We start from the raw sequence: 21,826 nt of genomic DNA, 5'->3' as shown, positions 1-21,826 counted from the left end.
AATGAAAAATCTTTTCTATCCCCTGCTCATAGCCACCGCTTTCGTGGCAACAGCATGCACCAACAATCAAGAGGACGACGTAACCCCCGTCGATCCCAACGGCAAAACCCCCATCTCATTTGTTGCAGAGAACAATAACCAGCCTGTAACACGTGCAGGCTTTGATAACCCAACTAAGATTGCTATGCACATTCGTAGTAATGATGCTGTAACTGGTAATGCAAAAGAAACAAGTACCCTTGTAAATGCTCTTGCTGAAGAAAATAAGGTAGGTTATTCTAAGATAGATTTAGACGATGCATATCTTAGATATTGGGATGATGCACATGGGCGCAATTCTCTACTTTCAGTTTTTGCTATTGCTATTCCAGGTAATGCTGCAACTACCAATAATAATAAAAAGCTTGAAACGCTTCTAGGCTCTTCGTCTGATTGGAATACTTCGCTTGATGAAGTAATCGATTGGTATGTAAGTTCTGAACAGACCTCCTCGGATATTCTTGCTCAGGAGGATCTCGTATATAGCAACAATATTCAGGCTGATAAAGACCTTGGTGTTGATGGTGTACGATCATATAATAAGGAAGAAACTGCTACTGATAAATATACAACTCATAATAACGGTCAGATGAAATTCCGTTTGGATGTTGCAGGGGATACAGATGGTCCAGGTAAATTTGATAAAGGACATCTGAACTTTCATCATGCTCTGTGTCGCATGACAGTAAACCTGAAGAAGGGTGAGGGATATGGCACCGATGATTTTAAATTTAAAGACGGTACAAATGTTTCAATCTTAAAAGCTCCAATATGGGGAACATTTAATATCGAGGATGGTACATGGACTGCAACCGACAAAACTGGTATCAGCAAAATGGCTGAAACCGAAAAGGATAAAAATTTTGAACCTGATTTTGCTTTCATGGCTCAAATGATACCAGTTTATACCATCAACAGCACAAGTAATGATAATGTTTTGAGTTTTATTATTGGTAATAACCAGTATTACATTACACAGGCCCAGATGTTTGAAGCTTTGAAGGATAATGACAAGATTTCTGCAGATAAGAAAACTTCTACTGATATCCTTTTGGAAAATGGTAGAAACTACGTATTCAATATAACTGTAGGTAAAACCAAAATTATCAATGTTACAGCAAGCGTAGTTGATTGGACAGAAGTAGAAGGTACTTATGACCTTGATAATCATCATTATAGCTTTAACCTGTTCGAGCAGGATAACAAGATTACTGCTGATAAGTCTTTTAAATTCTATCGCTATCAGGATAAGACTATTAAAGATATTAAAATTGATGCAAGTGATAGTAAGGCATGGTTTGGTAATTATGAACAACCAACTAATTTTGGTTATGATGATGAATTGAAGGCATGGAAAACAGACTGGTTTTATGAGGATAATACCAAGTTCTACCACTTCCGTACTACTTCGTATGAGAATGTTACCACTGATAATTATCATAGAGATGACACAAATGGAGATTACTTTACCATGACATCTGGTGCTATATCTACATCTACAGAGGCAGGTAAGGGTACTGATTATCTTTGGGGTGCTCCGCTTGTTGGTTCTCTTGTTACTTCGTTGCCTTTAGAGTATAATAAGGATAATGGCTATACTTATTATATTAACCCTGCTATTGGTTCAACCAATGCTACAATTAATATGACTCAGTTGCACATGATGAGTAACATCAAAATTGTGCTGAAGACTACAGGTGAGCCTAATGATAAAAATAATGCCGTTAAACTTTATGATGCCAAGGCTACTACTAAGGGTACTACTATCGCTCTTACTAATTTCTATACACAAGGTGATGTAAGTATGGGTAGTGGTAAGGTTTCTCCAAAAGCTTTGATTACTGATGCAGCAGGCCAACAGATTACAAGTCCTTCTGATGAAAGTGCAAGCACTTTCTTTGCTACAGAAGTTACTGAGACAAAAGAGTTCTCGTATAGTGTTGTGCCTCAGTCGTTGGTTGAGGGTACACGTAAGGTAGGATTGATAATTACAACTCCCGATAAAAATCAGTATTACGTAGTTGAGGATCTTAGCAAGATTAAGGTTTCTGGCACGACTACCAGCAAGAATAATTCTGGTATGATTGACTGCTGGTATCCCGGTCATCAGTATATCTACACAATTACTCTTACTAAGACAGGTATTGCCAATATTACATGTTCTGTAGTAGATTGGGTTTCTGTTAATGCTAAAGAGCAGACAATTACTCTCGAAAACTAATTCGATGTAATGAATAGAAAAGATTTTATATATACTCTTGCGGCCTTGCTTGTACTGGGACTTGGTTCCTGTACAAGTGAGGACTTCTGGGATACCTTCGACCGCACTGTTGATGGGCCCATCGAGTTTAACGTTGGGGTAGAGGCATCTCCAGCCCAGCGTGCTATGACTCGTACTGGTGATGAGGAGGCGACAACTACAACAACTACTTCCAGCTATTATGCTATGCAGGCTGGCACCCAAGTGCGCCTTAAGGTGGATGGTATGTGGAAAAGAAAGTCAGAAACAGTACCTGTTAGTAAGCCAACCACATGTACTACTGTAGCTGCCACAGAAACATCCAAAACTATTAACGCATTATCGTTTACCGAAAACGAGACACTTTACTGGGATGATTACGGCATTGGCGACCCAGAAAATGTGGATGGATATGGTAACCATTATAAAGAAACAGGACTTTCAGTGCTCGGTGTAGCTGTGGATGGAAATACTTCATTCCCAGAGGTGAGTAATTGGAATGAATTGCCATGGTGTACGATTGATGCTGAAAGCAAAATTGCTGAGGCTAAAAATGGTCTCCTTACCAAGGATATCATTGTGTCGAACAATCTCACAGGTACTAATGCTTATAAGTTTGCCGATCGCAATAAGTCGCCACAAAACCAGCTGAATTTCCAGCATGTTTTGAGTAAGATTACGTTTAACATCACCGCTTCTGATGGTTTTGTAGTAGATGGAGAGAATAAGTTTAAGAACGACCCGGAGGTGATTCTTACCAGTGCAGACAAAATTGGAAATGTTGATGATCAGCATTACCAATATGCCAAGACAAATGGTACTATCGATATCGAGAAGGCTGAAGCAAAGAGCGATAACGAGGTAAGTAAAGTAATTGCTGCAAAGGTAAAAACCGATGGCGCAACAGTTACAATGGCAGCTGTGGTATATCCAGGTACTGTACTTGGTTTAGACGACAATTCGGTAATTGCCCGTCTTAATGTGGATGAGAATATCTATTATATCCGTGCCGCAGAGATTCATAAAGCGATGACTACTACTAACGACTTTACTACCAAAGCGGGTTGTAACTATGTTATAAATGTGGTGGTTAGCAAAACTCATATAGGTCTGACGGCTACTGTGCAGGATTGGCAGGTGTTTGAAACCGTAGAAACCATTAATCCCGTTATTAATATAAATGGTGACTTAGGTTCTGAGGTAACAGAGCTAACGAATAAGTTCGGCATGTTCACCTTGTACCGCAGTATAACTAAAAATAATGGTTATTCGGGAGCATCTACTTTTTCTAAGCCATCTGCTGCAAGTAAGGAATGGATTGCATCGCCAACGCTATATTGGCCTGACCACGATACCCACTATCATTTCCGTGGCATATACCCTACAACTACAAAAGTAGTGAATGATGGTACAGGCACAGATGATTATATTGTAGTATCAAATCACAACAATGACGATCTTCTTATTGGCATGCCTGATAAGGTTAAGGGTGTTTCGTGTGGTAGTACCGATCATACTCCTATAGCGGATATGAGCGAGGGTGGTATCTGTGCTCGTGAAGGTAAAATCAACCTTGAGTTCCATTACATGATGAGCGAGGTAGAAGTATCGCTAACGTCGAGTAATAAGGACGATGCTGATTATGTTGATTTGGTGTCAGATGGTGTTTCAGTTAATGTAGAACTCTTAAATGTTTATACAAAAGGTAAGGTGCTCCTGAAAGATTGTTCTGTTGTTCCATCGGATGTTACTACAGATGCGTTGGATGCACAGAATGGTAATGAGTTCAAGGCTTATATTGTGCCCCAGCAGCTTACCTTTACCCAGGCAGGTGCCGATACTAATCTACGTTTCCGAATTACAGTTACGCATACCGATGGTACTCACGATTACTATTATGCCGATGCCCAGCCCATAAAAGTAAAGCTTGAGGGTAGTAGTGATGCGGCAGCTGTTGTTGATGCCTGGAAGTCGGGTGCGCGTTACAAATATATCATGAAGGTTACAAAAACGCAGATTAATGCTACTGTAACACTTGCAGATTGGGAAATATTTAAGGCCGAAGAAGATGTATGGTTCTAAAAAATTAATGGATTAATAAAGAAGATGAAAGTTAGACATTATTTCATACTCTCGCTATACGCTCTGTTGCTGGCAGGCTGTACAAACGAGGATATTAATAATACCCTCGATGAAGAGCGTCTGCCGCTGAAGCTTGAGGCAACCCTTAATGGTGGTAGCCGCGTTACACGTGCCGAAAACAACAGATTCGAGACAAACGATAAGCTGTTGACATTTGTACGCCATGTGACTTGTCCAGAGGGTACAGATATCAAAACCGAAACCGATTATACCAAGTATACTAAGGTAATGGGTGGCCTGGTGACCTTTACTAAAGGTGAGGACGCAATGTTGGATACCGGAACTGAGTCAATTAAGAAAACATCTGACCTTTCCACCGAGCATATTCTTTATTGGGATGATTTCAGCAAATCATCTGCTGATGGTGCCAAGGATATTCGTACAACAAATCATGGATTGCAGTCGTATTATGGTTATTGCTATAATGGTGGTGAACCTTCTAAAAAACTGGATAGTGAAACCGAACTTACAGGTGTACTTGGATGGGAAACAAACGATGATCAAACAGCTGAAGGTGCCATGAAGGCAAACGACCTTCTTTGGTCGCAAAGTCAGAAGGCTGTTGTATATAGTCATGCAAAGAATGATCACGGTACGCTAATCGTGCCTTACACCCACGCTATGAGTAAGTTTACGATTATTGTTGAGGCTAAGGAAGGTTTTGTGGCTGGGAATTTGGAAAATACGATAGTTACCTTGAAGGAAATTAGTAAAGTTGGCAAATTTACTGCACCCGCTGGTACAGTTACTGCTTCTGGTACTACTGATGTAAAAATGTATACCGATGCTTCTACCAAAAATGAACTCACTCGTACTTACGAGGCTGTTACTGTGCCATTGACACAACTAACTGTAGGTAGCACGCTTGCAACCATTACCGATGCAGGTGGAAATAACTATGAAATTAAAGTAACCGATAAGATGCTGGATTCTGATTGCTGGGGTGGTGGCCTAACTTCTGGCAAAACCAAGAGTGGCGTTAACTATCAGCTTACTGTTACGCTTAATAAGCAGAAGGTGAGTGTTTTAGCAACGCTGGCTGATTGGACAAACGTTTATGCTAATGGTAAAGGCGAAATACAATTTACGGCTGATGTTGTTGATTGTGGTGTCACAGGCGATAAATTTAACGATGATGATGCTTTCTCTTTGTGGAGAACTACCGAAGCCAATAATTTCGGCGATAAAGCTACAACATGTACTTATAATAAAGGCGTGTTTAAAAATAATCCCGAAATCTATTGGCCTGATGCAAATAGTAATTTCTATTTCCGTGCCTTGGCCATAAAGAATGGTAATACATTAGTTGCTAAAGATGATTATGCCGTAAAACAGGGCAACGATTTGCTTTGGGGTACTTCAGGCGATGCTGCAATAGCTCCACGTACTGGCGATGTGCCTTTGACGTTTATGCATGCAATGAGTAATGTGGTTGTAAAATTAGAAACTTCTAACGACGATAAGTCAAAGGTTGAAATAGATAAGGCCACCATCAGAATTACCGATTTGATAACTGATGGTACTATAGCTATATCATCAGGCGATATCAGTCTTGGGACTACAGTTGGTGAAGTGGCAGTTGATGGCGAAACCATTATGGTGCCACAAACTATCAGTACCAATGCCAAGCTGATTATTACGTTAGCTGATAAAAAAACAACCTATTCGTTGAATCTTAGCACCATCGGCAATATAACAAATTGGGTGCGAGGTAATCAGTACACCTACACCATTCACTTGGAGAAGGAGGCGATGAAGTTCCGTGCGGTGATAGAGCCTTGGGTAGGTACTACTGGTAGTGGTTATGCAACACTTGATTGGGAAGATTAAGATGAAGATAGCTAAGTATTTATATATGGCAACGGCTACCTTGGCTATGGCGATTGCTTTGGCTTTGGGATCATGCTCTGGGGCTGAGGTTGAAAACGGCCGACAGCAACAGGGACTGATGCCTGTACTGTTTTCGGCAGGTAATATGGAGGCTGCCGTTACCCGTGCCTCGGCAGCGTATATGCCCGAGGGTAGTTATTTTGCATGCAAGATGTTCTTCCACGCCGGTGCCAGCGATACCGACAGTACCAAATTCTATACCGATGATAACAAGCTTACTGTTGATGTGAATATGGCTACAGCCCAGCTGCAGATTGATAACGAGACTGGTAATGCCGCTTATCAGGGTAACACCTTCTACTGGCAGAACCGTATGGATCATGTGTTCCTGGCATTAGCAGATAACAACCGTCTTACTGATAAGCCGGTCTTTACTGATGATCTGATTGAATTCGATCTGACAAGAGGTGATAAGACATCGATGGCCGAGCAGCCCGATCCCATTCTGGCTTATGTAAAAACAAAACCAGCAGGTGCCACCCCCGAGGCCAACCGCGTAAAGCTGTATTTTAAGCATCAGTTTGCGCAGGTGCAGGTAAACCTCAAGAATGCACAGGATAAGTCGGTTAATCTCAAAGACACAACGTTTATCGACAACGTTGAACTGTTGGGAGTTTCTAAAACGGGTACTGTGCCTTTTAGCATTAAGCCTAATGGCGACGTGCCCGGAACAACCTCCAAGGCTGAGGGTAAGGATTATGCATTCAGTTTGTTCGATTGCAAAACACCTACTGCAGGCTATCTCAGGACTTACGAGGGAATTGCTTTTGGTACCATGCAGGGCATTCAGGTAACTTGGCACGAGCCCGACACAAACATTGAGCATAAAGCCATTCTGAAGAGTACCATCGACGCCAAGCTTGAAAGCGGTAAAAAGTATATCTATAATATTGAGTTGCGTCGTAGTGTGATAGCTCAGGTTGTAGCCGAGATTGCCGATTGGGAAGTTGATGAAAACGAATACGATGCCAGCGGCACTATTGTAAATTAATGATGATGAATAATAGTTTTAGATATAAGATAACCCAGCTGCTGCTGATGGCTTGTGTGGCGATGCTTACCTCGAGTTGTCGCGAAACCTTCGAGCAGCTCTTCTCGGATGGTATTGCCGAGGGCGATGAGGTAACCTTTTCGTCGGCGGTGCGTAGCGCTGCGGTTACCCGTGGCTCCGAGGCTAATCGTCAGAAAATCACGGAGGATTACACGTTTCAGATCTCGATGCTGCAGGAAAGCGTCGATGAGCCTGTAGGCAAGGGTACGTATCACACCACAACCGATGATATTGGCAGCTTGGAGGCCGACGACGCCCTGTATTGGCCCAGCACCGCTATCAGGTATGGCTTTACTGCCACTGCAGGTACTGATAAGATTGATGCCGATCAGTCTACCCAGACCAAGTGGATTGAGCAGGACCGTTTGGAGGGGTGGGCCGAGGCTGAGACCGATGGTGTTACCAAAACCTACCTGACCGCCAAGGATTGGAAGGCTTATAACGTGAAAGTAGGCCTTGATTCTGAAGAGAATTACAAAAAGGTGCCTCTGTTTATGCAGCACAAACGTGCGCTGATTACCGTTATCCTGAAGGCAGGCGAGGGCGTTAGCCGAAAGTCGTTATATTATTCGGCTGCAAAAAAAGATATTGAGACAAAAATCTACTCATATAACTCGAACAATGACGCTGATACACTTGCCATCACGCCTTATGCACGAGGTATTAAGGTAAACTACGATGATGCCACTGATAGCACCACATGCTACGAGGCCATTGTTACCCCTCATGATTATTACGCGGGTAGAGCCAGTCAGGTTATCACCAAGATTAGTCTGTCGGGCCAGAAGTATTCGTTCAAAGGCGAAAACGATGGGAATTGTAGCGAGAAAGATTATAACCTCACCGAAGGCAAACACCTTACACTTACCATCACGCTGGGCCGTAATAGTCGCCAAACGCTGATTTCGGCTTATATTGAGGATTGGACCGAAGAGGTAACCAACACCATCTGCGACGATCATGGTAACTCGGGTGCACCTATTATGATCCCTAATCGCGAGGAATTAATAAGATTCCTTACCAGTACTACCGACAACAAGGCTGGTAATCTGGCGCTTGTGACTGACGATATCGACTTAGGAGAGTGGACTACCGCATACGACCTGAATTGTACGCTGAGTCTGGGCGGACATACGTTGATAAGCAATCATCGTTTCTTAAAAAATATGAGCGCGGCAGCCAGTCTGCTGAATGGTACCATACAGATTGGTGCAGCAGTACCTGAGGCGATAGCCGAAACAAACCATGGTACTATTAACGATGTGAGTATTACTGCATCAAGTGCTGAAGCCTTTGCCACTGTGGCTGGTGCGGTAAAAACCAATACTGGTGTTATCTCTAAGTGTAACTCGGCTTTGCGTGTAAATGGTGAAAAGAGCGAGCCCTATGTGGGAGGTATTGCAGCCACATCGCTGTCGTCTGGTACCGAACCTGCCATTATCGATGGTTGTACCGTTACCAGTCGTGTCAGCGGCGGTCAGGCAGGAGGTGGTATTGTGGGCAACGCCGATGGACAGGTTGTAAACAATACCTTCGAGTATGGCATCACCTTGAGTCAGCACCACGATACCCACAAGAATATTGCGGGCGTTTTTTCTGGAACAGCTTTCACCAATAACGCCTGGCCTACTGTGGATGAATCAACATTAAGTAATGCTACTCCCGTATCGCAGCGTTACACAGGTATCATCGACGATGCCTCAGAATTCTCTAAAACAGAAACTGGTATGCGTTACCGTCTGGCTCAGGATATCGTGGTTACTGAAACCTTGGGCGATGTTACGTACGAGCTGAATGGTAATGGCAAGCAGATAACCACCCAGGCTATGATTTTTAATGCCATCACCAATAAGGTGTACGATCTGAAGGTGTTGGTATCTGGAAACCTGATTGCTGAACCCAAGGATCAGGCAAAAGATGGTATTGCAGCGCTGGCCTACCAAGTGCATGGCGCCAAAGCCGAAATCAGCAATATTAAGGTAAAAACAGCCGATGGTGTTCGTATTCAGGCTGCTAACCCCGCAGGTGTAGTGGTTTGGGCTTGGGGCGATGCTACCGTAAGTCATTGCCAGGTGTCGGCCGATATCCAGTCTTGGGTCGAAACACCTGTTGTTGAAGGTAATGTTCGTAAGTATGCAGGTGGTATCGTGTCAACCGTATCAAAAGCCACCATTACCCAGTGTGCGTTCTATTCTTCAGGCTCTATTACACAGAACCGTCATAGCGTGTATAACAATCTTGCTTCTACCGAGGATAAGGCTGTATCAACCATCATTTATTTTGGTGGTATTGTAGGCGGTATTGAGAAATGGGAAAACGAAACCCCAGAGCTGACGATTACCGACTGCTCAGGCTTTGAAGTATTTAATAAGGATAGTAAGTTCCATGGTGGTATCTTAGGTTATGCCGATAACGATGGTTCTAAAAACAGCACCAAGGATTGCCAGGGTAACTGGTGGGATGCAAATTGTAAGGGTGTAGGAACCTGCGCCGGAAGCGTTGAGTCGGCTATCGGTAAGCGTAACAGTCAAACGCCATCAGATGTGTTTAATTTTTAATTTCGATGATGAATACAAGGCATATATATTTATCTATGGTTATGGGTGGCATGCTGATGGCAGCCTGTACGCAGCACGATGATGCGCTGCTTACCGATGATGACAGCATCATCCATGTGGGTGGTGTGGATACCAACCATATGCTTACCGCTACTGCCGCTACCCGTGCTGTTAGCGAACCGGTGGCTGCCGAGTCGCTCGACTGGCTGAAACAGGGTTTGGTCAGTGGTATGGATATTACCTATTTTACCAAAACCGATGAGCAGAAAGCCCAGCTTACACTCCAGTTGGATAGCGATGGTAACCCTGCTACATCCGATGGTAAACTTACCATCTATCATCTTAAAGCCTATGACGATAATGGCGAGTTGACCGATGTGCCTGCCAAGTGGCTGGACAACGGTGCCCACACATTTCAAGGTGTCTATATTCCCAAGGGACTGAAAACTCAGAATACGACTCAGAATCACGACGACTTGGAGCATTACACCGCTGTGCCTCAATCTACCAGCATTTCGGCTACGGTGGGTCGTATCACCATCCCCCTACAGCACCGTCTGGCTCGTGTGCAGGCTTATGTGCTGATTGACGACGTACTGAAAACAAAGCTTAAAGGCTACCAGGCAGGCGACGCACACGACAGCAATCAAACCATGCTGCGTTTCTGTAAGGTGCAGATGCTGGATTATGTAAAGGATGGCAAGCCCCAGTGGAAAACAGTCAGCAAGGCTATCCCTCATTACCTTGGCGAACTGGGTAGTATCGTCGAAAATAATATTGTGGCTTGTGAAACGTTCCGTACCTATAAGAAATCTACTGGCGAGCTGCTGTTCCCCACCGATGGCGAGTGGAAAACGGCGCACGATTTATACGAAAAACAAGGTCAGGGAGAGGCTAGTGGCTATACCATGGTAGATTACGGTCTGGTGCCCAGTTACGACCTGATTGTGCGTCCCACCTATACCGAGGCCACCACCGGTACCAATGTGATGTACGATGAGGCTACTACATCGGCAGATGGCGGAAACCAGATTATCTTCGAACTTACGCTTGAGAATGGTTTGGAGTACGAAAAGGCGTTTACGTTCGACCTGAATGCCAACGAAGAAACGGTGGTGTTCTTGCGTGTGACTCCCGAGCGTATCGACTACAACAGCACAGGCTCGCGCTTATGGAAATCAGTGGATGGAATCGAAAAGTATTATGGCGTAGATAACCCCGATCACAGTCTGTCGGATGCAGGTAGCAGCTGGCAGCGTGCCTATACTAATGGTACCCTGACCGATGATGTTTCGGATGGTAAGCAATATCAAGATAACCAGTATGTTAGCGATGCTGAGTTCGTGCAACTGTTGAAGCAGGCCTGTGTGGGTGGCGCGCATCATGGCGACTATTTTATTTTGCAGCATCCCATCACCATCGATGCCTCACAATTCGGTGCCGATTTTGTGTTCACAGGTCATCTCGATGCACAGGATCATCTCATTACATTAACCAATACCACCACCGAACATAACTGGTTGTTTGCCGGACTTAATGGTACTTATAAAACCGCTCAGGAGGATAACGAAAATCTTCCATACGCTCAGTGGCAGGCTAATGTACACAAGGAAAAAGGCATATGGGTACCCACCTCAGGTTGGCGTGCCGAGGTGGTAAATACACTGGTTGATGGTGGCAAACTGTTTAAGGATCGTACCAATATTACGGGCTATGTAAATCGTTGTAAGGATACGGATGGTAAAACCGTTGTCGAGGATCATACACCCGCTCTCCCCGAATATAAGTAAATATGATGTATATGAAGATTAGAAACACGATATATCTGATAGCAGCAGCGTTGCTGACAGCTTGTACGGCTGATGATGCCCACTGGCAGCTTTCGGCCGAACAGCAGGAGCTGATAGGGCAGGGGGTAAACTTCAGTACCACCATGGCCAATCAGTTTGTTACCCGCACTACCTATCATCACGACGGCTCGTTTAACGAGGGCGACCAGATGCGTATTTTCCGTCAGTATGCCAATGCCGACGGTATAACGTTCGACGAAACCAAAGAGATTTATCGCACCTATTATCTGAAGATGAATTACGCCACAGGTACCGCCATCTCGCTTGATTCCGACTGGAACCCTATGGCAGGCAAATGGAAATCGGATGGTCCGCGTCCGCATATTAACCCAAAGGATCAGACTGTGGCCGACTCGCTTACATGGGAGAATGGACGTACCGTACGTTTCCGTGCCTGGGGGCGCAGTAATCTGTCGGGCTGTATCAGTAGCGATACCAAGGATAGCTACTATCCCGATTATACTGTAAGCGACTGGGTTACCGTATCGGGTCCCACACAGAATATCCCTCTTACCATGCGCCATATAGGTTGTAGGATAGCTTTTATCTATAAGCCAGGCAACCAGTTCAGCAGCGTGGAGCTAAGTACCGATCCAAATGATTATGCCGAAGGCGAACTTGAGCAGGTGATGGCTGTGTATAACAAGATGTGTATGCCAGCTGGTGTCGACGACCAGACATTCCTGCTTACGACAATGACTCAGAGTCGTTACAACAGTACCACCAGTTTTAAGGATTTCGAGAAAGATGCTACCGGCATTGTAACCATGGGCCAACTCTCGGCTTCAGAGATTGCCGAAACCGTTCAGCACCCCGTATTTAAGAATAATAACGGCTATCAGTATATGATGACTATCCCCGTGGATATGAGCTTCGATAATGCCGGACAGACCTTGGTGCTGCCAGCCTGCACCCGATTTAAGGTGTGGCTTTACGATGTGAACGGCAATGATGCAGGTGGCGGACAGCACGAGGCTGAATGTCATACCCTGAAGCTTGCCGACATTCTGGATAAGGATGGCAACCAGATTTTTAAAAATGGTATCACGCTTAAGGCTGGCTACAGCTACGCAATCAGCGTAGGCTATCATTATAATCATTTAGAGGTTACAGCATCCGATGATTTCTCGTGGACAAACGTCAATCTCGGCAATCAGTCGGCCAATGCCAACCAGGTAAATCAAGCTACGCCCAACTACAGTTGGTTTTCTGATGCTTACGATGCCGCTATCGCAGCTGCCAACGCCATAGCAGCTAAGAACGACCCCAGTATCGAGGTTGATTTCACACCTGTATTCCAGATAGGCACTCAGCAGGCCTTTATGGCCTTTACCCATCTGGTTAATGGTACCACAGGCTTTAAAACCAGTGGTATCACCCGTGGCGAACTGCGCGAAACAAAAGGCTTGGTAAATGCTTATAATTGGCTGGTTGATGGCGAAGAACTTACGAAAGAGCAGGCCGAACAGCGTGGCTACCTGTTCTACTATCAGTTCCATCCCAGCGTTTCAACCAAGGGCGCTTATATCGAAGAGGAAGTAGTAACAGGTCCGTTCGACTTCTACGATTCTCAGAACAAGAAGAAGTTCGAGGTGCAACTTACCAGTAATCTTGATTTCTACGATTGGCAGTTAAGCAGCATCGGTACCAAAGAAAAGCCTTTCCGCAGCTTTTTCAATGGCGGCGGACATACGTTGTACAACCTGAATATGACTAGCGGCTATCTGTTCGATTACGTAACCGATGCCGCCATCACCAATCTGATGATCGAGAGCAGCCATAACACCTGTCTGCTCCGTTCTGCCTCGGCTAGTGGCGATACAGGTTGGGGCTGCTATGTGGCAGGCGTGTCAATGCTCTGTCCTACTGCCACCAATGCCATTGCCACCAGTCTTAGTGGTAGCAGCTATGTGGTGGGTTGTATCCATGTGGGCAGTCATGTGGGTTCTAATGGTGGCGCTTTGGTCGGTTCGGCTTCTAACCTTACCATGTTAGGTTGTATGCAGGCAGCCGATGGTATAGCTGCTGGCACCGGTGCGCTGTTGGGTGCTTACGCCAGCGATGCCAAGTCGCAGTTCTTTGCGCCACAAACGGCAAGTAAGCTTAAGTGGGGCTCGTTTATGTGTAATTACTACGATGTCGAGAAGTCGCCATCAACCAATGCTGTTGGCGATATTACCGCCACTTATGTGCCCCAGCAGTACATCCGAGGCAGCAAGTCGCATATCTTGAAAGCCAAGAACGATTATCTGCTGGGTTCAGATTTGAAGTACAGCCAGCTGAATTCGAATATGAAACAGGAGATGTATGGTCTGGCCCCATGGCGCGCTATGAACTATGCCATCTGGATGTATAACAGTTCGGATATAGGTAAGAAGTATCCCTGCAGTATGTGGTATCACACCTCTGATGTGGGCTACACGCACCTTTATCCCACCTTATATCAGGCAGATGCAGCCCCCACCGATGTAAGCAAGTGGAATCCGCTGGTACAGAACAATTAAACCGTATGATGATGAAGAATTACAAGATAACCCTTTTCTCTATTGCCCTGCTGTTAGTGGGCTGTAAGGCCGACGAGCCGCAGTCCACGCAGCAACAGGCCGGCACGCTCTCGTTTACCACCTCGGTACAGCAGTTCGAGGGCGAGCCAGCTACCCGTACCAATCTGAAGGGCGATGCCTTTGAAGCAGGCGACAAGATAAAACTCAAAATCGTGTGCCCCTTCTCGCCGAACACCGAATATGGTGAGAGCACCTATAGCGGCAGTTTCGATGGCTTCTGGTTGTTGAAGTGGAACAGCCAGTGGGAGGTGCTGACCTCTACCGAAACCGAGAAGTACGATATCAATGGCGACTATAGTCCATCAAACGCGCCCGACCTTTTCGAGCGCTATCTGGCACAGCCCACACCTTATGTGTTTACGGCGCAGACCTGGACCGAGGAGCAGATCTTTATGGCAGGTAAAAGCCATCCATCGCGTGTTGAGCAGTACAGCAATGTATTCCATGCCAACCAGAGCAAGGCTGCCAACTATAAGGCCAGCGATGTGATGTGGGCGCAGACCATCCAGCAAACGGGTTCGTACAATGTACACCTCAGTTTTAAGCATGTCATGTCAGCGCTGATGATTAATGTCGAGGGTATCGCCACCACCGATAATGCCTTGCTTACCGTCGAGGGTATGCCTGATATCGATCAGGCCGAGGTGATTGTGGGCGATTATTATGCCGGTGCCAGCAAGGTAAACGTGGCTAACGATTATTACGACTACAGCTATCGCGCCAAGAGCAGTTGCGAGGTTGGCGATAATGGCAAGGTGTTAGGCATCGCTGTTATCAACGATGCCACTCAGAAGGTCAGCTGCAAAGGCTTTAAAGATATCGCCCAATCGGCTACTTATACGGCTTATCGTGTACCTGGTACCAATACGTTCCGCCTCATTGTGCCTCCATGCAGTCTGGATACGAATGCCACCATCTGGTTGCGTACCGGTGATAAGCTCGACCAGCGATACTGCCTGTCGCTCAGTCAGACTGATTTTGCTGCAGGTACACTCTATACCTTGAATATGAAGATTAATTAAACAATGAAGATAAAGTATTTATATATTGGCGCGCTGGTGCTGCTTTCGGCTTGTACTGCCAACGACGAGGCGCTGCTGCCTGCAGGTGCCGTTGAGCTTAAGGGCATTACGGCAAGCATCGATAATGGTACCGGTGCCTCCACACGTGCTGTGCCTGAGGTGAAGGATGCCATCGGACGTACAGCGTTTGCTAACGGTGATAAAATCGTTTTCACCAAGATCGAACGTACTGAAAACGCCATCGATCCTTTTATATATAGTAATATCCCTTATGAGTATGATGGTAAAAATTGGAATCGCACCACTACCGATCCCGAAAAGATATACTGGACCGATGGTACGTCGTTCCACACCTTTATCGGCTATTGTCTGCCTTCGGCTATCACCACCTGGGAGCCAGATGACAAAAGAGTGTATCCAGCCGAGTTAGGTGCGGGTAAGGACGAAATCGATTTCTCGTCGCTCTCAGAGGGTAATAACGAGATGGCTAAGGAGGATTTGCTGCTTTACTGCAACAAGTCGGCCTTGGCTGCATCTGATGGTGTTACTACTAATGTGAGTCTTACCCACGCCCTCAGCAATGTGCGTGTTATCGTTAATATCAAGAACTTTGCTGCCAGTGCCAGCGCTACCGATACCCAAACCAAGGTAATCGATTTTAAGCTGCTGTCTCAGCCCACCAAATATACATGGGGTGGGGGTAGCAACACCCTTTCGGTGGTGAAGTACGAAGATAATAATAAGAAGACTATCAAACTCTGGTGTCCCCAACCCGATGGCGAGGGTACAGCTCAGAGCAAGACCTTTACTTTCTACGGACTTACTACACCGCAGAACGAGACTTATCACAGTATTATCGGCAACAATAAGCCTTTGCAGTTCTCGTTTACCGTTACCTATCCCGACCCTATGAATCCTAATGGCAGTCCGTTGGTTAAAACCTATCAGGGCGCATTCGATAAGACAGTGAATTTTAATTCGGGCCAATGCACCACGCTTAATATTTCGCTTAACCACAAGGACGAGCAGATGTTCTTAGGTGCCGAGTATAGCGACTGGAGTTTTGTGGCTACCCCCGACTTGGGCGAACTGCGTAAGAAATCTACCTATATGAGTAATGTAGATGAAACCGCGATTGTTACCAGCGGTCAGGTTGACAATATCGACGATGCTACCTGGTTGTATCATGTGGGTAGCAAGGTATATGATATCTATGGTAACGATGGCGAGAGTGCTGCCGCAGCCTATTGCATCACCTCGTCGCTGCAGCTGTTGGCGTTTGCCAAGGAGGTAAAAAATGGAAATACTTTCGAGGAAAGGTTTGTACGACTTGATGCCGATATCACCATGCAGAGTAGTGCTACTGCCGAGGACTATCAGTGGAAAGGGATAGGTGAGGGTAGTAACGTGTTCAACGGCACCTTCCTGGGTGGCGATCGCTATATCAACCGCTTGAGTGGTAGCTCGCTGTTTGCTGCGCTGGGCGAGCAAGCTTGTGTAGAGCAGTTGTATATCACCACCATAGGTGGTGTTGCCAATGGTGCCCTGGCAAGTACTAATGCAGGTGTTATCGGTGGTTGCAAGGTTATCGACGATGTAAACCTTACTGGCGAAAGCGCTGGCGCCCTGGTGGGCACCAATGCCAGGGCGGGTGTTATCCATGCCTGCTATTACACAGGCACAGGCAATTTGGTAGGCAATCAAACAGCCGAGAATCATGGCACCATCGTAGGTTGCTACCAAGCCAGCGATATTACCTCGTTTACCAATAAGTATCTCGAAGAGTACGTAGGTAAATTAAATGGCGATCTCGCCACTTGGTATTCGGGCGATACTGCTAAGTACCGCACCAAGTTCAGCTATACTTTCACTCCCGGCAATTACCCCACGGTAGCTGTGAAGTAAAAATTAATATTTTGTTAATATTTATAATAAACGCGAAGAATTAACATTTTTTCGCGTTTATTTTTCTATATTGTTTACAAAATTTTCTTATATTTGCGCCCAAATACTTATTATCCAGTAACTTAACTATATTATTATGGAGAAAATTAAAAATCTAATCAGTGTTGTGTTAGTGATGCTAACACCTTTAATCGTTGTTGGTTGTTTTGACGATGTCGACAATCCGGTAATTGAAAAGACCCCTGTGCGTAGTACGCTTACTATCGACACCTCTACACTTGCTTTGGCAATGGGACAGACTGCTACGCGTCACGCTTCTTCCAATGTCTCAGGTGCTATTATTTCTTTTACATCAAGTGTGCCATCGGTGGCAACTGTCGATGCCAATGGTAAAGTAACAGCAGTATCTGTAGGTTCAACTGTTATTACGGTGGTTTTAAAAGCCACAAACGATTATACAGGCCTTTCAAAACAGTATGTTGTTAATGTTTCGGCTACAACAGAGTTGGCTCGAAAGGATCTTGATTTAGCAACACCGCTAACGCTGGTTGCCGACGAAGATGGAACGATAACTGTTACATTTAATGGTGGCATTACGCTCGAAAATGATATTTACTATGAAATTAATGGTGGTTCAGCCCAAACCATCTCGAAGAATACCGATGGCTCGGCTACTATTACTGTAAAGGCTGGCGATATGGTTCAGTTATACAGCAATAACTCTTCGCTTGGTGGAAGTAGTCCCTCTAGTGCAAGAGCCCTGGTTCGCGGAACAAGAGCTGTTGATACCAGCGCAAAGTTCATCAATATCAAACCATCTATGAAAACCGAAATATTTGGTAATGTGATGAGTTTGCTTAAAGGTAAGGATAATTTGGCAAATGCTTCTGCAATTGAAGGAAATAATGCTTTATATGGCTTATTTGCGGGGGCCGATAAGTTGGTTAATAATGACGAACGACTGTTAGTTCTGCCGGCTACCACACTAAAAGAAGGATGCTATAAAGACATGTTCAGCGGCTGTGCAGGTCTGGAGAAGGCACCAGAACTTCCTGCTCCAACACTTATTAAGGACTGCTATGCAGGCATGTTCGCTAACTGTGCTAAGTTGGAAGAAGTAAAGGTGCTGGCTACAGACATTTCTGCCTCTGGTTGTACTGATGGTTGGCTGGCAGGAGCAGGTACAGCGGCAGAGAGTACTTGCAAAGTCTTAATTGAAGAGACAGCTGCATCCGACTGGGCTGCGAAAGGTGGCGATGATGGTATTCCCGATAATTTTGTTCAATCTAAAGCTGTAACAGGCGTAAGTTTGAATCAAGAGAGATTGTCGTTGTATGTAGAAGATGTAGAAACGCTGACAGCAATAATTACACCTGCTGATGCCGACAATAAGAATGTAGAATGGGCATCGAGCAATCCTGCGGTTGCAGTTGTTAGCAATGGTAAGGTTACGGCACTTTCTCAAGGTAATGCTACCATTACTGTTACAACACTTGATGGTGTACTTTCTGCCACCTGCGATGTTGTGGTTGAGCCAAAACCACAGGAGGTTATACTGGTGAAAAGCATCTGGTTAGTACCACACTTAACATTGCCTACCGCATATGCAATAGGACTTACCCTTGATATCTCGCCTGCAAATGCTGATAATAAGTCGGTAGTATGGAGCTCTGATAATCCCTCTGTAGCGTCAGTCAGTCAGAAGGGTGACGTACAGACATATAATATCATTGGAACAGCTAATATTAAGGCAACTACGCAAGACGGTAGTGATCTTTCGGCAACGTGTAAGGTAACTGTCAAGGGGCAGGGTAGTATATGGTACGATTATAGTGTTGTAGAAAAAACGCCAACAAGCCCTGTTTTTATTCATCCTTTAAGCATAATCGGTGATGGTATCGTAACCTATAGTTCGTCGGACGAAACGGTGGCAAAGGTAAACGCTGAAACTGGCGAGGTAACTATTGCTGAAGGTGCTACAGCAGGCCAAACAGTTGTGATAACAGCCCAGGCGTCTGAGAAGGAAGACGGTGATTATCTTTATTATTTCGACTACCAGAAGAAGGCTTCTTACACAATCAAACTGATTGCTCCTGCAGGACAGGGCGGACGCGAGGATTATACACCCGGCACGTGGTAAGAAGTAATAATAACAGAATATAAAATGAATACAATAATGAATAATTTAATGAAATATATGCGCTTGACGATGCTTAGCAGCGTTGCCGCAGTCGTTGTGTTAATTGGTTTTACTGCCTGTGCCGATGATACGTTTGTGTCGGAAAACAAGAAATCGGTTCCTACAGATGGTTATCAATTTATTATCCCAGCAAGTATGGGTAGCAGTCAAACACGTGCCATTGCCTATAATAGCGAAACGGGAGGCTACGATGCCACTTTTGAAACATCTGATAGGATATATGTTTATAACAAAACAAAAGGGTGGAATTCCAATAATGCACTTTATCCCGAAGTTGCAGGAAAAACTGCCAATCTAATAGGGTGGATTGCTTTTTATAGATACGAATATAATCCATTTCAGGAAATTGTGATGACGCCCGAGGTTGGTGATGAACTTACACTCTGTTATAAAACAGATGCTATGGAATATTCGCGTGATTTCTCATACGAAGGCATGCCTGAGGTCGACTATGCTATAGCCACTGTTAAAATTACGGCTATCAATGATGGCGTTATAACAACCGAAGCAGCCAAATTTATTAATCCGCAATCCATATATAAGATTAAATTTACTGGACTTGGAACTGGTGTGAAGATTAAAAATGTGATGATTCATTCCGCGAAAAGTAAGTTGGTGGAAAATTATTTTCCAAATAGCACGTATAATGTATTGGATTTTGGTGATGTAAAATATACTTATAAGGATGAAGGCTCTGATTCACATGAACTGACCTTTATGCTTAAATTCAATGATAATCCAAATCTTTCATCTGAGGAAAATATGGAAGATGTAATTCGTTTCAGACTTTTGGGATCTGATGGTCATTATTATGTAGGTTCAAAGTCTGCTCCAACTGGTGGCTTCGAAGACAGCAAGTTTTATCAGGCAGAAATTGCTGTACAAGATCTAGGCATTGCTATGACTTTATCTGATAATGCAACAGGGAATACTGTCGAGAATAACGGTATGGTTATCATAAAGTCGAAAGATGCTGCATATACGTTAAGTAACAATGGTTACGACACCGAGTTGGAATGGTGGGGTGGTGAAAACTCACTTACACTGAAGAATCTCTCAGTAAACAATAGTAATTCAGGTCTTAAGGTCGCAACTGATTATAATGATCCTGATAATACGAAAGAGCATTATCTGATACTTGATGGTGAGAATAATTTTACCTGCGAAAACAACTCGTTTGGCTTGGCGGTATTTGATAATTGTTCTTTAAATATAACGGCGGCCAACAAAAACAGTAAACTAATATTGGGTGGTAATGCCAGCTTAAGCATACAAAACAATAGTGTACTTACTATACAAAGTGGTGAACTTTTTGTGGCTGCAGGTATATGGAGATCGGATAATAGTCGTATTATCATCACCGAAAGTGGTAAATTGGGCGTATATAATAATTATGATAATTCGTTAATAAAAGCAGCAAGCGGCTATGTACTGAATGTTGTAAGAGATGGTGATTATTCCGAATATACAGTTACACCTGCCGATCCTTACGAGGAGCCTAAGGCTCTGAGCGAAGCCACCACTACTGATATCGGTAAGATAATCGGTAGCGATGGCAAAATACATGTGCCGAACTGGGACCTGCCTGACGGTGTTACTCCTGTAGCTATCATTACCCACATTTCTAATACTGGGCACGGGCTGGCAACTGCTTTGAGTGTTATCGAGAAGAAAATAGAGAGCGAAATGGGATATTATACCGAATCGTATTTCTCTTGGGATGATACAAGCGAAACTAATGGTGGTAAAACTGCTCAACAAATGTTGGATGATTGGGCAGCTGTTAATCGTGTGTCGTTTGGTACATGGCGCTTTCCTACCAGAGAAGAACTGCAAACAATGATTCTTAACTGCAGGATAGATGGTGATGCTACCGAAGTAAATACCTACAACATGACAAGTAACGGATTCAGGGCTACAATTACAACTCTCGGAATGAATTTTTCTGAATACTTTGAGTGTTGGACAAGTACACAAAATGATAATGGCATTTATTATTTGGGGATGGGTAAGAACGAAAATAACGACTTTATTGCAGGTTTTTATTGGGGAGATTCGTCTGAATTCAGAAGCCGTATTTTCCCCATTCTCGAGTTCTAATTCCATTATTGTTTTTGTGGATAGGCTTCAAACAACCGAACGTATGGTTTTCGTTCGGTTGTTTTCTGTATTTTAAGCTATCACGCCTACTTCTTGCCATTCGCTGAAAGTCATAAAATTGCCCCTTAATGCTTTTGTCGCACTAAGGGGCTGATTTCTTTTTTTTAGTAGCCCTTTAGTTTTGCAGCCGGAAGCTAAGAGTGCTAATAATCTTAATAAAGATTAATAATGAGGTGAACCAATTAGTACCGAAGAAAGAAAATATC

11 protein-coding genes are annotated in these 21,826 nt (G+C 44.5%); all 11 read left to right on the top strand.

The window, feature by feature from the left end:
• The first annotated feature begins 1 nt into the window (after position 1).
• Positions 2–2,260, top strand: coding sequence for a fimbrillin family protein (locus T500_RS0112840; protein WP_028908449.1), 2,259 nt, complete (start codon positions 2–4; stop codon positions 2,258–2,260).
• 9 nt (positions 2,261–2,269) lie between these two features.
• Positions 2,270–4,360, top strand: coding sequence for a fimbrillin family protein (locus tag T500_RS0112835; RefSeq protein WP_080694897.1), 2,091 nt, complete (start codon positions 2,270–2,272; stop codon positions 4,358–4,360).
• A 24-nt stretch (positions 4,361–4,384) separates the two neighbouring features.
• Positions 4,385–6,250 (top strand): fimbrillin family protein, encoded by a 1,866-nt coding sequence (locus tag T500_RS0112830; RefSeq protein ID WP_080694896.1) that lies wholly within the window; start codon positions 4,385–4,387, stop codon positions 6,248–6,250.
• A 1-nt stretch (position 6,251) separates the two neighbouring features.
• Positions 6,252–7,301, top strand: a complete 1,050-nt coding sequence (locus T500_RS0112825) for a fimbrillin family protein (protein ID WP_028908446.1) — start codon at positions 6,252–6,254, stop codon at positions 7,299–7,301.
• A gap of 5 nt (positions 7,302–7,306) precedes the next feature.
• The gene (locus T500_RS0112820) at positions 7,307–9,919 is read left to right on the top strand and encodes a fimbrillin family protein (RefSeq protein ID WP_196243521.1); all 2,613 of its coding nucleotides are present in this window, start codon (positions 7,307–7,309) and stop codon (positions 9,917–9,919) included.
• An 8-nt stretch (positions 9,920–9,927) separates the two neighbouring features.
• A complete protein-coding gene (locus T500_RS0112815) occupies positions 9,928–11,709 on the top strand; it encodes a hypothetical protein (RefSeq protein WP_196243520.1) in 1,782 nt (593 codons plus the stop codon).
• Positions 11,710–11,720: 11 nt separating this feature from the next.
• A complete protein-coding gene (locus tag T500_RS0112810; RefSeq protein ID WP_028908443.1) occupies positions 11,721–14,273 on the top strand; it encodes a hypothetical protein in 2,553 nt (850 codons plus the stop codon).
• A 5-nt stretch (positions 14,274–14,278) separates the two neighbouring features.
• A complete protein-coding gene (locus T500_RS0112805; protein WP_028908442.1) occupies positions 14,279–15,355 on the top strand; it encodes a fimbrillin family protein in 1,077 nt (358 codons plus the stop codon).
• Between the two features lie 3 nt (positions 15,356–15,358).
• The gene (locus tag T500_RS0112800) at positions 15,359–17,260 is read left to right on the top strand and encodes a fimbrillin family protein (protein ID WP_028908441.1); all 1,902 of its coding nucleotides are present in this window, start codon (positions 15,359–15,361) and stop codon (positions 17,258–17,260) included.
• 136 nt (positions 17,261–17,396) lie between these two features.
• A complete protein-coding gene (locus tag T500_RS16535; protein WP_080694894.1) occupies positions 17,397–19,400 on the top strand; it encodes an Ig-like domain-containing protein in 2,004 nt (667 codons plus the stop codon).
• 36 nt (positions 19,401–19,436) lie between these two features.
• Positions 19,437–21,560: a hypothetical protein gene (locus tag T500_RS0112790; protein ID WP_155267546.1), complete on the top strand. Its 2,124-nt coding sequence runs from the start codon at positions 19,437–19,439 to the stop codon at positions 21,558–21,560.
• Positions 21,561–21,826: the final 266 nt, after the last annotated feature.

Origin of the sequence: Xylanibacter ruminicola Ga6B6, from assembly GCF_000687715.1 — a bacterium.
GTDB lineage: Bacteria > Bacteroidota > Bacteroidia > Bacteroidales > Bacteroidaceae > Prevotella > Prevotella ruminicola_B.
Note: the sequence above shows the minus strand (reverse complement) of the source record. Positions and strands in the feature narration are given on the sequence as shown.

Coding starts and splice junctions, on each gene's coding strand:
- T500_RS0112810 (WP_028908443.1), top strand. CDS start 11,721: ATGAAGATTAGAAACACGATATATCTGATAGCAGCAGCGTTGCTGACA.
- T500_RS0112815 (WP_196243520.1), top strand. CDS start 9,928: ATGAATACAAGGCATATATATTTATCTATGGTTATGGGTGGCATGCTG.
- T500_RS0112825 (WP_028908446.1), top strand. CDS start 6,252: ATGAAGATAGCTAAGTATTTATATATGGCAACGGCTACCTTGGCTATG.
- T500_RS0112830 (WP_080694896.1), top strand. CDS start 4,385: ATGAAAGTTAGACATTATTTCATACTCTCGCTATACGCTCTGTTGCTG.
- T500_RS0112835 (WP_080694897.1), top strand. CDS start 2,270: ATGAATAGAAAAGATTTTATATATACTCTTGCGGCCTTGCTTGTACTG.
- T500_RS16535 (WP_080694894.1), top strand. CDS start 17,397: ATGGAGAAAATTAAAAATCTAATCAGTGTTGTGTTAGTGATGCTAACA.
- T500_RS0112820 (WP_196243521.1), top strand. CDS start 7,307: ATGAATAATAGTTTTAGATATAAGATAACCCAGCTGCTGCTGATGGCT.
- T500_RS0112805 (WP_028908442.1), top strand. CDS start 14,279: ATGATGATGAAGAATTACAAGATAACCCTTTTCTCTATTGCCCTGCTG.
- T500_RS0112790 (WP_155267546.1), top strand. CDS start 19,437: ATGAATAATTTAATGAAATATATGCGCTTGACGATGCTTAGCAGCGTT.
- T500_RS0112840 (WP_028908449.1), top strand. CDS start 2: ATGAAAAATCTTTTCTATCCCCTGCTCATAGCCACCGCTTTCGTGGCA.
- T500_RS0112800 (WP_028908441.1), top strand. CDS start 15,359: ATGAAGATAAAGTATTTATATATTGGCGCGCTGGTGCTGCTTTCGGCT.